This is a genomic window from Streptomyces sp. URMC 123 (assembly GCF_051386515.1).
Classification (GTDB): domain Bacteria; phylum Actinomycetota; class Actinomycetes; order Streptomycetales; family Streptomycetaceae; genus Streptomyces.
This window is the reverse complement of sequence record NZ_JBPQTV010000176.1, coordinates 1-12,970: the sequence shown is the minus strand read 5'-3', so window position 1 is coordinate 12,970 and position 12,970 is coordinate 1. Positions and strand designations below refer to the sequence as shown.

Below are 12,970 nucleotides of genomic sequence, written 5' to 3'. Positions count from 1 at the left end.
GCACCCGGCTCCGCCGGTTCCCGATCCCGAGGTCCGGGTGCGTGAGGCCCGCGTGAACCCCTGGGTGGGTCCCTACGCCGGGTCCGCCGGCGGGGGAGGGGTGGCGCAGGGCGGCTCCGGTGGGCCGGGCTCCCAGGCCGTGTCCTCGGCCGGCGACTCCTCCTCCGGCGCGGTGGCGCCCAGCACCAGCACCGCCACGTCGTCGTCCCGCCGCCCGCCGCGGTACGCGGTCAGGTCCTGGCACAGCCGCGCCACCAGCTCCGCCGTGGGCAGCGCGGCCCACAGGCGCAGCCGGTCGGCCAGCGGATAGAAGGCCCCACGCTCGTTCCGGGCCTCGGTCACCCCGTCCGTACAGGCCAGCACCCGGGTGTCGGGCGGCAGCCGGATGCGCCGTGCCCGCCGCGGCCCGTTCAGCTCGCCCAGTCCGAGCGGCAGCCCCGGCTCGGCGAGGTCGAGCTCGCGCACCTCGCCGTCCGGGCCGAGGAGGTACGGGGGCACGTGCCCGCAGTCCACGAACACGAGCGTCGGAGCGTCTTCCTCCGGCGCCTCCGCGCCGAACACCAGCGCGGTGACGAACCGGCCCTCCTCGTCCACGCCCGCGGCCCGGTAGTGCCGGTGCAGCCCCTCCTCCATCGCGGCCACGGCGCTCTCCAGGCTCCTGCGGTGGTACGCCGCCTCCCGGAACGCCGTCAGCACCGCCGCGCCGGCGCCGAGCGTGCCGAGCCCCTTGCCCTGGACGTCGCCGATCAGCACCCGGGCCCCGTACGGGCCCTCCACCGCCTCGTAGATGTCCCCGCCCACGAGGGCGTCGCGCTGGGCCGAGATGTAGAACCCGTCCACGCTGACCGGCCCCGCGCGCAGGGGCAGCTGCCGCAGCAGCGCCCGCTGCGCGGCCTCGCCGGTCGCCCGCACCCGGTCGAGCAGCTCCTCGCGGTCCCGTCGCAGGGCGGCGATGGCGATCGCCACGCCGGACATCAGCAGATTGCCGAAGATGGCGGCCGACCGGTTGGCGGTCGGCAGCGGTGACGGCAGCAGGCCGTGCGTCACCACCATGATCGCGCAGTCGACGGCGGCGACGAGGACGGTCTGCCGGTAGGTGCACAGCGCGGCGGCGCTCACGGGGGCGACCGCCGCGTACACGTCCAGCCGCAGGTACTCGGGGGTGAGGAGGTCGACCGTGACGATGCCCGCGAGATAGAGCAGCACGAGGGGGAAGGCGCCCCGCGCCGGCCAGGGGTAACGGCCCCCGGTGGCGGGCCGCGCACGGCGCATGGGTCACTCCGACGGGACGGGAACGGACGCTCTGCCAGGCTGCCAGGGGTGGGGGAGATCGGCCACCGGGCGGTTCGGGCCTCCGGCCCTCACCGCGGAAGACTCCGGCACCCCGGCGCGGGGTGCGCCCCCCGCGTCGCGCCTCCGGCGCGGGTCGGGACCTGGGTGCGGCGTCGGCCCCGGCGACGGGGCTGTCGATGCCGACCGAGGCGGCCGGACCTGGTCCAGCCGCGAACCACCTGCGGCTCCAGCTGCGGATGAGCCCGCGCTCGCCTCGGCCAGGAAGAACTCACGGCTCCGGTCCCGGGCTCCCGGCAGGAGGAGGCCCGAACCTACCCGGACAAGGCGAGCTTCGGACGAATGCCTGCCGCGGGACCGCCGGAGCGATCCCGTCGCAGGTGGTTTGCCGGCCCCCGGCCGGGCCGGAAGCCCACGCCGCCCGGCCGGCGGCCCGGGCGAGCTCCCGGGCCTGGCCGGACAGGGGTAGCGGTTCCGGCCGTGGGAGAGGCCACGCCGTGGGCGCCGGTTGTACGGGCCCCCCGTTCCTGACGGGTGGAACCCGGCCGGCCTCTGGCCGGGCCGGGAGCGCACGCCGCACGGCCCGTGGCGTACGAGCTCGGGGCGCCCCCGAGGCCGAGGGCGGTGGCGCCTTGGGCTACTGGTCCGAGGAGAAGCGGACAGCCCCGGCGGGGATGTCCGCCCCGCACCAGATGCGGACGCCGCCCCGCAGCTCGTTGTCCGGGCCGACCACCGCCGCGTCGCCCACGACCGCGCCGTCGAGCACCGTACGGGCCCCGATCCGCGCGCCCGCGCCGATCAGGGAGTCCTGGATGTGCGCCCCGTCCTCGACGATCGCCCCGTCCAGCACGGTCGAGCCGTCGATGAACGCGCCGGCGCCGATGCGCGCGCCCGCGCCGATGACCGTACCGCCGGTGAGCTTGGCGTCGGCGGACACCTCGGCGCCGTCGAGCACCAGCCGGTCGCTGCCGTGGCCGGGGACCGCCGGGGACGGCGCCCGGCCGAGCACCAGGTCGGCGGAGCCGCGCACGAACGCCTGGGGCGTGCCGAGGTCGAGCCAGTAGGTCGAGTCGACCATGCCCTGGAGGTGCGCTCCCTGGGCCAGCAGCCCGGGAAACGTTTCTCGCTCGACGGAGACCGGGCGCCCGGCCGGGATGCGGTCGATCACCGAACGGTTAAAGACGTACGCGCCGGCGTTGATCTGGTCGGTGACGATCTCCTCGGGCGTCTGCGGCTTCTCCAGGAAGGCGGTGACGCGACCCGTACTGTCGGTCGGAACGAGTCCGAAGGCCCGCGGGTCGGCCACGCGGGTCAGATGGAGGGAGACGTCCGCGCCGCTGTCGCGGTGCGTGTCCACCAGGGCGCCGATGTCGAGCCCGGTGAGGATGTCGCCGTTGAAGATGAGCACCGGGTCGTCCGGCCCGGACCGCAGCCGGGAGGCGACATTGCGGATGGCGCCGCCGGTGCCGAGGGGCTCCCGTTCGGTGACGTACTCCAGGTGGAGGCCGAGCGCCGACCCGTCGCCGAAGTAGGGCTCGAACACCTCGGCGAGGTAGGACGTGGCGAGCACGATGTGCTCGACGCCGGCGGCGCGGGCCCGCGCCAACTGGTGGGTCAGGAACGGGACGCCGGCCGCCGGGACCATGGGCTTGGGCGTGTGCACCGTCAGCGGGCGCAGCCGGGTGCCCTTGCCTCCGACCAGGAGGATCGCTTCTGTCACCTGTGTTCTCTGCTTCCTGCCAGGGCCGGCTCGGGCCCCCGCGCCAGGGCGGCCGGGGGGAGGTCGGCGGCCAGTTTATGCAGACCGGGCGCTCCCGGCCGGACTCCCGGAGCCGGTGTCATCGGCCCTGGAGCTTGGCCGAGGTGGTTCGGGCCGTGCCGAGCTTGTTGTAGAGGCGGCGTCCGGGGCAGTCGGTGACGACTCCGTCGCGGTGTCCGGAGATCACCTTGAACTTGACCTTCTTGCCCTTCTTGTACTTGTTGCTGCCGGCGGAGACGAGGTGGGTGGTGCCGCGCGGATTCGCGTTGTACAGCCCCAGCTTCCAGGCCGTGAGCCGGGCCACGGCCTTGACCGCCGCGGCCGGCGGGTTGGCCTTGCCGTAGCTCCCGAGGACGGCGATGCCCATGCTGTCGCTGTTGAAACCGAGAGTGTGTGCGCCCTTGACCGCCTTGGCCACGCCCCCGGCGCGGCCCTCGTAGACCGTGCCGCACTTGTCGACGGCGAAGTTGTAGCCGAAGTCCCGCCAGCCACTGCTCTTGACGTGGTAGCGATAGATACTGCGCATGACCGAGGGGGCCTGGGCGCACTTGTAGTTGTTGCCCGTGGCGCTGTGGTGAATGAACGCCGCCTTCACCCGCTTGGTGTACAAAAAGCCCCGTTCGCGCAGTCGTTCGTCGGCGCCCCAGCCGGCCCGGGTGACGATGCGGGGGCGGGGGCCGATGAACGGGCCCGCCTTGACCTGCTGCGGCTCCTCGGTGATGGCCGCCACATCGCCCAGGGACGCTTCCTTGTCCAGTTCGGGGATCTCCTTGGCTCCCAGGGGCGCGAAGTGCGCGTTGGCGGCTGAGCTGGCCACGGCCTCCGCGTGCAGATCCGTGGGGGCGCCGGTGGTGGCGGTCGTGTCTTTGGCGTCCCTGGTGCCCGTGGTGTCGGCCGCGGGGTCGACCGGGCCCGGCGGGGTCACCGGGTGCGGGCCCGGCCCGGCGGGGCCAGGTCCCACCGGGGGAACCGGTGGCTTGGGGTCCGCGGCGCGCGTGTCGCCCGCCCGCGCGCCCTCGTGCGCTTCATCAGGCCCTGCTTCTTCTTCGTGCGCCGTGTCGGCCGCGGGCGCCTCCCCCGGGTCGACGAGGTCCACGCGCAGTCCGCCGGGGAGCGCCGGCGCGGCGGCCCGCGTCGAGCGGTCCGGCAGCACCCGTACCTCCACCCCGTCGGAGTCGCCCACCCACAGCGGCGCCGTGCTCCCTCGGGTGCGCCCGGAGGCCGCTTCCGGCGAATCCTGATCGGGCGCCTCCTCGTGATAGGGCGCCAGTTCCTCCCAGCCGGACCAATGGCCGGTGCCCCGGGCCCGGGTGCGTACCTCCACCCGGGCCGGCAGCTCGGCCTCCGGGTCGTCCCAGACCACGCCCAGCAGGGAGAACGGCCGTACGTCGTGCCGCGTCAGGCCGCGCGCCCCGTCGCCGGAGCGGGGCAGGGCGGACGCGCGGTCGGAGGGGCCGTCAGGAGGGCGGCGCTCGGCCCCGTCCGGGGGACCGTCGGACGGACTGTGGACATTCACCGGCTCCAGGGGCAGGGACTGGGTGCTGCCCGCGGGTTCCGCCTCGCTCCGCCGGGGGGACGCCGGCGGAGCCCCGGCGTGTGGCGTGCCGGCCTGTGGCGTGCCGGCGTGCGGGGTCGCGGACTCGCCCCGGTCGTACGCGGTGCGCCCCGACACCGTGGGCGGCGACGGCGCCGGTCCGGGCGCCGCGACCGCGTTCGTGCCGGTGGGAAGGGTGAGCGGGAGCGCCAGCGCGGCCGAGCACACGACGCCGATCGAGGAAGCAATGAATGCACGCATGGTACTGATCGTGGACATAGCCGATTAAATCTGTCTATAGGTGATCTGACGGCCTGTCGGCCGAACCGGTGGCTCCGCCGGAGCGACCGGGCCCGGCACGTCGCCCGTCCGGCCGCTGGCCGCACGCCTCGCCGCGTACGCTGGAAGACGATGAACGCCATCGATCGCACCCCCGCCGACCTGCTGCGATCCGCGCTCGCCGCGGACCCGGCCCGCCCGCTGATCACGTTCTACGACGACGCCACGGGTGAACGCGTCGAACTGTCCGTGGCCACGTTCGCCAATTGGGTGGCGAAGACCGCCAACCTCATCCAGGACGAACTGGGCGCCCAACCGGGTGACCGGCTCGCGCTGCTGCTGCCCGCGCACTGGCAGACGGCCGTCTGGCTGCTGGCGTGCTCCTCCACGGGCGTGGTCGCGGACATCGGCGGCGACCCGGCGGCCGCCGACCTGGTGGTCAGCGGCCCGGACACGCTGGAGGAGGCGCGGGCGTGCACGGGTGAGCGCGTGGCGCTGAGCCTGCGCCCCCTGGGCGGGCGCTTCCCGACCCCGCCGCAGGGCTTCATGGACTACGCCGTCGAGGTGCCCAGCCAGGGCGACCGGTTCGCGCCGTACGCGCCGGTGGACCCGCACGCCCCCGCGCTGGCCTTCGCGGGCGCGGACGCCCTGACGGGCGCGCAGGCGGTGGAGCGGGCGCGCGAGGACGCGGAGACGCGCGGTCTGACGCCGGTCTCCCGTGTGCTCTCGGCGCTGCCCTACGACACGTGGGACGGGCTCTCCGCCGGGTTGCTCGCCCCGCTGGAGGCGGGCGCCTCCGTGGTGCTCTGCCGCCATCTCGACCGGCTGTCGCCGGCGGACTTCGCCAAGCGGCGGGAGAGCGAGCGGGTGACCGCGACGGCGGGCGACGTCCCGCTCACGCCCAGTACGGAGTGAATTTCTCGCGCGGTACGGGCTGAGGCTCGCTCCTCTGTGCGGGGTCGAGGCGCCCGCGCGCCGTGAAGGGCGCGGAATCCACCCGTCCGGCCTACGCCCGGGCGGCTCACCCGGCCGTCCCGCACGCCGCGGTCCATGCTCGAAGTCAGGCACACCCGTGCGAGGCCCGGCGGCGCCGCTGAAGCCGACGGGCACCCGTACGGCGCGACGCCCGCCACCGACCCCGTACAGGGAGGGACCGGACGTGACCGAGAGCCCAGGCGCCCGAGCGGGGCCGCACCGGACGACGGACGGCGCCGCACCCGCCCCCATCGACGGCGACGGCGGCCCACCCCGCCCCCGCGGGCCGCGCCGGCACCGCTGGCCCCGGCGCAGGCGCTGGATGCGGCGGGCCGCCCTCGGCACCGCGGCCCTGATCTTCGCGACGGCCGGTACCGGCTGGTGGGTCTACCAGAAGCTCGACGGCAACATCCGCACCGACACCGACACCGCCAACGAGCTGGAGCGCTACGAGGCGGAGCGGCCCGTGCCGCTCGTCCGCGGCGCCCGCAACCTTCTGCTGCTCGGCTCGGACAACCGCTTCGGCGGCAATCAGCAGTACGGCAAGGACAGCGGCACCGAGCGCTCCGACACCGCGATCCTGCTGCACCTGGCCGCCGACCGGAAGAGCGCCACGGCCGTCAGCATCCCGCGCGACCTGATGGTGGACATCCCCGACTGCCGGCGCCAGGACGGCTCCACGGCCACCCCCCGGTTCGCCCAGTTCAACTCGGCCTATGAGACCGGCGGCGCCGCCTGCGCGATCCGTACGGTGGAGCGGATGACCGGCATCCGCATCGACCACCACCTGATCGTCGACTTCAGCGGATTCAAACGCATGGTCGACGCGGTGGACGGGGTCGAAATCTGTCTCACCCGGCCCATGAAGGACGGCGAGGCGCGGCTGAACCTGCCGGCCGGCCGCCAGACGCTCCGCGGCGAGCAGGCGCTGGCCTATGTGCGGGCCCGCTACAGCCTCGGTGACGGCAGCGACACCGACCGCATACAGCGTCAGCAGGACTTCCTGGGCGCCCTGGTCAAGAAGGTGCACAGCAACGGCGTGCTGCTCAACCCGGCCCGGCTCTACCCGGTCCTGGACGCGGCGACCTCCTCGCTCACCACGGACGCGGGCCTCGCCTCGCTGCGGGACCTCTACGACCTGGTGCGGGTGATGCGCAACGTGCCGACCGAGCAGGTGCAGTTCCTGACCGTGCCGCGCAGGCCGTACAGCTACGACCGCAACCGCGACGAGCTCGTCCGGCCCGAGGCCGACCGGCTCTTCCGGCAACTGCGGCTGGACGAACCGGTGGCGGTGGCGCCGGAGCACCGGGAGGCGACCGAGCCCCGGACCTCCCCGAGCCCTTCCCCGTACGCCGCCCCCTCCGCATCGCCGTACGCCGCCCCGACCGCGTCGCCCTTCGGTTCCGGCACCGCCCCCACCGCGCCGGAGCCGCCGCTCGACCCGGTACGAGAGCACGTACGGGAGCGCGTACCGGAGTCCACGCGCCCCTCGACGCCCCCGCAGGCTGCGGACGCGCCCCGCCCGGCCCGCCCCGACGAGCCGACCGACGCCCCCCTGCCGGGCGGCGGGACGAGCGCGCCGCCCACCTTCGGCGGCACCACGGCGTCCGGTGACATGTGCGGCTGAGGCGCCGCCGGGCAACCACAGCGGGTGTTCGGGCGACCACACCGGACCCTCCGGCCCCCGAGATACCACATGTCCGGATGAGGGCGGACAAATTTATCCGATCGGACACGACGAGATTGAGCGTATTGCCCAGTTGTAGGGGAGTGGAATTTGTCACCGGCGTCGCTGGACGCTGAACTGGGCGGATAGTGTGAGCGATCCGGTGCGCTCGACCAACCGCGCCGCGCACTGAACAACGAACGACCGAGCGCCTTGGGGGGAGGCGCCGCGTGGCACCGACGGAGGACTCAGGCGACCGTGGACGCGCAAGGCCGTGGGCGGGCCGGCGACATCGACCCCGCAGACCAGTGGGTCTTCAACCCGGAGACCGGCAGCTATGAACTGCGACTGGACCCTGGCGCCGAACAGCCGGGCCACCGGTCGGCCGCCCCTCCGGGTCAGCGCGGCTCCTCCCCCGCGGAGCCACGGTCCGCCGGGTCCCGATCCGCCGGGTCCCGATCCGCGGAGCCCCGCGTCACCGGCCGCACCCGCCGCACCACCGGCACCGCCAACACCAGCGGTCTCGCAAGCACCGCCCACACCTCCGGCACCTTCTCGGGCGCCGGTCCCGCGAGCACCAACGGCACCACGGGCGGCGGCCCCACCACCCGCCGCCCGGTGCCGGGCCAGCGCCGCCGCTCGGGAGGGCGGCCGGGCGCCCAGCCGCCGCCCACGAGCCGGCGGAAGCCGAAACCCCGGAAGAGCGGGAAGAAGAAGGCGCTCTACTGGACCTCAGGCGTCCTGGGCTTCGTCCTGATCGCCGGCTGCACCACCGCGTACCTCGTGTACGACCACCTCAACAGCAACATCAACAAGGTGGACGTCGGCATCCGGAACTCGGCCACGATCAAGGGGCCGGTGAACATCCTCGTCATCGGCACCGACACCCGCGAGGGCCAGGACGGCAAGTACGGCGACGCCGGGAGCGTCGGCCACGCCGACACGACGCTGCTCTTCCACGTGTCGGAGGACCGCACCAACGCCACCGCGCTGAGCATCCCCCGGGACATGATCACCAACATCCCGGACTGCCCCGTCAAGCAGCCGGACGGCAGCACCAAGGTCATCCCGGGCCAGCAGAACGTCCGCTTCAACACCAGCCTCGGCCAGGAGGGGCGCGACCCCGGCTGCACCTGGCGCACCGTCGAGCAGCTCGCCGGGGTGAAGATCCACCACTTCATGATGGCGGACTTCAACGCCGTCAAGACGCTCTCCTCCGCCATCGGCGGGGTGGACGTGTGCGTGGCCAAGGACATCAACGACCCCAAGTCCCATCTGAAGCTGTCCAAGGGGCGGCACACGGTGCAGGGCGAGGACGCCCTCGCCTTCGTCCGCACCCGTTACAGCACCGGCTTCGGCAGCGACCTCGACCGGATCAAGCTCCAGCAGCAGTTCCTCAGTTCGATGATCCGCAAGATGAAGTCGGGCGACACCCTGACCAGCCCCACCAAGCTCTACGGGCTGGCCAACTCCGCGACCAAGGCGCTCACCGTCGACTCCGGCATCGAGAGCGTCAAGGACCTCGCCGCCCTCGCCAAGGATCTCAGCAGGGTCGATCTGAAGCACATCACCTTCGCGACCGTGCCGGTGGTGGACAACACCGACGGCGCCACGGTCGTGCTCGACAAGGCCAAGTCCCAGCCGCTGTTCTCCATGATCCAGCAGGACGTCTCGCTCACCGAGGTGAAGCGCAAGGAGAAGGAGAAGGAGCAGCAGGCGAAGGATCAGCAGGAGGCCCTGCTCAAGGGGCCGAAGTCGGCCGCCTCCGAGGTCCGGGTCAAGGTGCTCAACGGCAGCGGCAAGTTCGGAGCCGCCCAGGAGACCGTGGACTGGCTGCAGAACGGGCAGGGCGTGGCGCGCTCCAGCAACGGCGGCAACGCCGGCCACCTCGACAAGACGATCCTGGAGTTCGCGCCGAACCAGGCCGATCAGGCCCGCCGGCTCGCCGAGATGATGGGGCTGCCCGCCTCCGCGCTCCGGCAGGGCAACCAGCAGGCCGCCCCCCGGGCGGAGATGTCGCTCACGCTCGGTGGGGACTACCAAGGGGCCGGGACGCCGATCACCGCCCCGCAGAAGGCCCCCGAGGGCATTCAGAAGGTCGAGGCGGACGACGAGAACCTCTGTGCCAAGTGAGGGTCGCGTGAGACCGGTGGGGGCTGATGACCCTCGTGGGCACCAGAGGGATACTCGTAGGTAGCCGGCGGCACGACAGAGCCGTCGGCGCACCACCGACAGCAGGCGCCGCTGCCGGCCAACAGTACTGACAGCGGGCAGTACGGCGGGGCCGTCGGTGGCGCGCCGCCGTCAGCAGCAGCAGTACGACATCGACCAGCGTGACCAGCCCGCTCATCGGGCCATGAGCACCAACACACCGAGGGGGAGGGCCCGATGCGGCAGAGCAGTGTCGACAGCACCCAGGAGGAGGGCGGCGGGGGCGCCCGGCAGGCGGACGGCCGGCGGACCGTGGTCGGTCCGCGCGACGGCGGCGACGGGCCGCGCCGCGCCGGCGGCCGGCGCCGCCGCTCCCCCGGGTCGGCACCCGCGACGGGCGCGAAGGCCCGGCGGCGCCGCATACTGCGCTGGTCGGCGCTGACCGTCGCGGTGCTGATACTCGGCACGGCCTGCGCCGGCTACCTCTACATCCGCCACCTCAACGGCAACCTCCGCAAGGACGCCCTCGACCTGGGCGACAGCAGCCTCGACAAGCCCGAGCCCAACGCCTTCGGTCAGACCCCCCTCAACATCCTGCTGCTCGGCTCCGACAGCCGGAACAGCGAGGCGAACCTGCGGCTCGGCGGCTCCCACAAGGACCGCGACCGCAAGCCGCTCGCCGATGTGCAGATGCTGCTCCACGTCTCCGCGGACCGCAGCAACATGACGGTCATCAGCATCCCGCGGGACACCCGGGTGACGATCCCCAAGTGCACCGACCCCGACGACGGGAAGGTCTACGCCAAGACCGACAGCGAGACCATCAACGCCAGCCTCCAGAACGGCGGTCCGGGCTGCACCGTCGCCGCCTGGAAGGAGCTCACCGGAATCTACATCGATCACTTCATGATGATCGACTTCGCGGGTGTGGTCTCCATGGCCGACGCGGTGGGCGGCGTCCCGGTGTGCGTCTCCGACAACGTCGAGGACAAGCAGTCCGGGCTGAAACTGCCCAAGGGCGACTCCGTGGTCGCCGGCGAACAGGCCCTCCAGTGGCTGCGCACCCGGCACGGCTGGGAGGGCGGCAGCGACATCGCCCGCGCCAAGGGCCAGCACATGTACATGAACTCGATGGTGCGCCAGCTCAAGTCGGGCACCAAGCTGACCGATCCGGGCAAGCTCACCGGCCTCGCCGAGGCCGCGACCAAGGCGCTCACCGTGGACCCGGGCCTGGGCACCGTCAAGCGCCTGTACGACCTGGGCAACGACCTCAAGCGGGTGCCGACCGAGCGCATCAGCATGGTGACCATGCCGTGGGTGCCGGACCCGCGCAACCCCAACGCCCATGTGGTGCCGAAGCCGGGCGAGGCCGAGCAGCTCTTCGAGATGGTGCGCAACGACGTCGCCCTCGACGGCAAGGACGAGAAGAAGCCGGAGCCCAGCCCGCCGCCCGCCGCGCCCAAGGGCGAGATCGCGGTGACGGTCCAGAACGGCACCGGCAGCGCGCTGCGCGCCCCCGTGCGCGGGCGGGCCGCCCAGATCGCCGAGGAGCTCGGCCGCCAGGGCTTCACCAAGGCGACGGCGGACACCACGCGCCGGGTGCAGCCGGACACCTCCGTCTCCTACCCCGGCGAGGACCGCAAGGGCGACGCGATGGCCGTGGCGGAGGCGCTCGGGCTGCCCAAGAGCGCGGTCAAGCTCTCCAAGTCCGTGCAGAAGGTGACGCTGGTGATCGGCGGCGACTGGCGCACGGGCACGGCCTTCCCCAAGGCGGAGGCCAAGGAGGAGACGAAGGCGCCGGAGAGCGTGGACGCGCTCAAGGGCGACGACGCCAAGGCGTGCATGAAGGTCGACCCGCGCCACCGCTGGTGACGGCGGGGGCGATGTGAAGCGTGAGGGGGCGTACCCGGCCGGGTACGCCCCCTCTTCTGCTACGTTCGCGCCGCTACGGAGCCTGTACGGGCTCCCCGGCCGTCACCGCGGGCCGGCGGCTGGCGATGACCTTCTTCGCCAGCGAGCGCGGGCTGGTGAGGAAGCCCCAGCCCCACGACATGTGCATGGTGGCCAGCGCCACCGGGATGCGGACCCGCGCCGCCACCGGCAGGCCCTTGCCCGCCGGGATCGAGCCCGCGGTGATCGCGGCCAGGTACCCGGCCGGCACCACCAGGCCCCAGGGGGTGACGGTCGCGCCCACCACCACGCCCGCGGCGATGGCGGCCAGCGCGGTCGGCGGGGCGAGGTAGCGGAGGTTGATGGACCCCTGGTGGTAGCGGGCCACCACATGCCGCCAGCGGCCGTAGTCCTTGTACTGCTTGGCCAGGGCGCGCACGCTCGGCCGGGGCCGGTAGGAGACCCTCAGCTCCGGCGAGAACCAGATCAGCCCGCCCGCCTCGCGGATGCGGAAGTTCAGCTCCCAGTCCTGGGCGCGGATGAACTCCTCGTTGTACCCGCCCTGGCGCTCCAGCGCCTCCCGGCGGAAGACACCCAGATACACGGTTTCGGCGGGCCCCGCCGCGCCCCCGGTGTGGAAGGCGGCGTTGCCGACCCCGACCTTGGAGGTCATGGCGGCGGCGACGGCCTTCTCCCAGTCGTTCTCGCCCTCGGCGTGCATGATGCCGCCGACGTTCTGCGCGCCGGTCTCCTCCAGCAGCCGGACGGCGGTGGCGATGTAGTTCGGGGAGAGCATGCCGTGCCCGTCGACCCGGACCACGATCGGGTGCCGGGACGCCTTGATCGCGGCGTTGAGCGCGGCGGGCGTGCGGCCGGTGGGGTTGGGGACCGTGTGCACCCGCGGGTCCTCGCGGACCAGCTCGGCGGCGATCTCGTCGGTGCGGTCCGTGGACGGCCCGAGCGCGATCACCACCTCGAGTTCGCCCGCGTATTCCTGCGCGAGGATGGCCCGCACGGCTTCGCGCAGATGGCGCTCCTCGTTGAGCACCGGCATGATCACGGAAACGGCCGTGGCGGCCACCCCTGCTGTCTGCTCGGACATCGTTCCTCGGGTGTACGGGGGCCCGGGGCGACCCCGGGATGACTGCGGCAACCTGCCTCACGTTACCGCTAACGGAGGACAGGGGCGTTCCCCGGCCGGGTGGCAGCACTGCTCCGTACGGCGTGGGTGGTGCGGGGCGCAGATCGTATGGGCCTACGGTTGGGGCCCCGTCCGGCGCCGGGCCCAGCCACGGCGCCGTACCCCGCTGTCCGTGCGCCGTCCGCCCGTCCGCCACGGCCGAGCACGCCGCACCCAGCCCGTCGCGGAGGTGTCACCTTGCCCGGACCGGCCCGTCCGCCCCGCCCCAGCCCGGCCGTCCCGCCC

At 73.4% G+C, this 12,970-nt stretch carries 8 protein-coding genes; 4 read left to right on the top strand and 4 right to left on the bottom strand.

From position 1 onward, the window contains the following. Positions 1–72: 72 nt before the first annotated feature. The 3 genes from ACSNOD_RS19945 to ACSNOD_RS19935 form a co-directional block, all read right to left on the bottom strand. A complete protein-coding gene (locus ACSNOD_RS19945) occupies positions 73–1,272 on the bottom strand; it encodes a PP2C family protein-serine/threonine phosphatase (RefSeq protein ID WP_436768344.1) in 1,200 nt (399 codons plus the stop codon). Between the two features lie 655 nt (positions 1,273–1,927). Continuing rightward, on the bottom strand, positions 1,928–3,010 hold the full coding sequence (locus ACSNOD_RS19940; protein WP_436768343.1) for a sugar phosphate nucleotidyltransferase: 1,083 nt from the start codon (positions 3,008–3,010) through the stop codon (positions 1,928–1,930). Between the two features lie 118 nt (positions 3,011–3,128). Next, positions 3,129–4,844 carry a peptidoglycan recognition protein family protein gene (locus tag ACSNOD_RS19935; RefSeq protein ID WP_436768342.1) on the bottom strand — a complete coding sequence of 572 codons (1,716 nt, stop codon included), beginning with the start codon at positions 4,842–4,844 and terminating at the stop codon, positions 3,129–3,131. Between the two features lie 150 nt (positions 4,845–4,994). On the opposite strand from ACSNOD_RS19935, the gene ACSNOD_RS19930 reads away from it, so the two are divergent. The 4 genes from ACSNOD_RS19930 to ACSNOD_RS19915 all read left to right on the top strand — a co-directional run bounded on the left by ACSNOD_RS19930 (position 4,995) and on the right by ACSNOD_RS19915 (position 11,526). Beyond that, a complete protein-coding gene (locus ACSNOD_RS19930) occupies positions 4,995–5,777 on the top strand; it encodes a TIGR03089 family protein (protein ID WP_436768341.1) in 783 nt (260 codons plus the stop codon). A gap of 244 nt (positions 5,778–6,021) precedes the next feature. Next, positions 6,022–7,464, top strand: coding sequence for an LCP family glycopolymer transferase (locus tag ACSNOD_RS19925; protein WP_436768340.1), 1,443 nt, complete (start codon positions 6,022–6,024; stop codon positions 7,462–7,464). 297 nt (positions 7,465–7,761) lie between these two features. Next, complete coding sequence (locus ACSNOD_RS19920; RefSeq protein WP_436768339.1) at positions 7,762–9,636, top strand: LCP family glycopolymer transferase; 1,875 nt, start codon at positions 7,762–7,764, stop codon at positions 9,634–9,636. Positions 9,637–9,891: 255 nt separating this feature from the next. After that, positions 9,892–11,526, top strand: coding sequence for an LCP family protein (locus tag ACSNOD_RS19915; RefSeq protein WP_436768338.1), 1,635 nt, complete (start codon positions 9,892–9,894; stop codon positions 11,524–11,526). A gap of 73 nt (positions 11,527–11,599) precedes the next feature. Here the strand turns inward: ACSNOD_RS19915 and ACSNOD_RS19910 are convergent, their stop codons facing one another. Beyond that, positions 11,600–12,646: a glycosyltransferase family 2 protein gene (locus ACSNOD_RS19910; RefSeq protein WP_436768337.1), complete on the bottom strand. Its 1,047-nt coding sequence runs from the start codon at positions 12,644–12,646 to the stop codon at positions 11,600–11,602. Positions 12,647–12,970: the final 324 nt, after the last annotated feature.

Excerpts from the sequence above, each read along its gene's own strand:
- ACSNOD_RS19945 (WP_436768344.1), bottom strand. The coding sequence starts at position 1,272 with ATGCGCCGTGCGCGGCCCGCCACCGGGGGCCGTTACCCCTGGCCGGCG.
- ACSNOD_RS19935 (WP_436768342.1), bottom strand. The coding sequence starts at position 4,844 with ATGCGTGCATTCATTGCTTCCTCGATCGGCGTCGTGTGCTCGGCCGCG.
- ACSNOD_RS19930 (WP_436768341.1), top strand. The coding sequence starts at position 4,995 with ATGAACGCCATCGATCGCACCCCCGCCGACCTGCTGCGATCCGCGCTC.
- ACSNOD_RS19915 (WP_436768338.1), top strand. The coding sequence starts at position 9,892 with ATGCGGCAGAGCAGTGTCGACAGCACCCAGGAGGAGGGCGGCGGGGGC.
- ACSNOD_RS19910 (WP_436768337.1), bottom strand. The coding sequence starts at position 12,646 with ATGTCCGAGCAGACAGCAGGGGTGGCCGCCACGGCCGTTTCCGTGATC.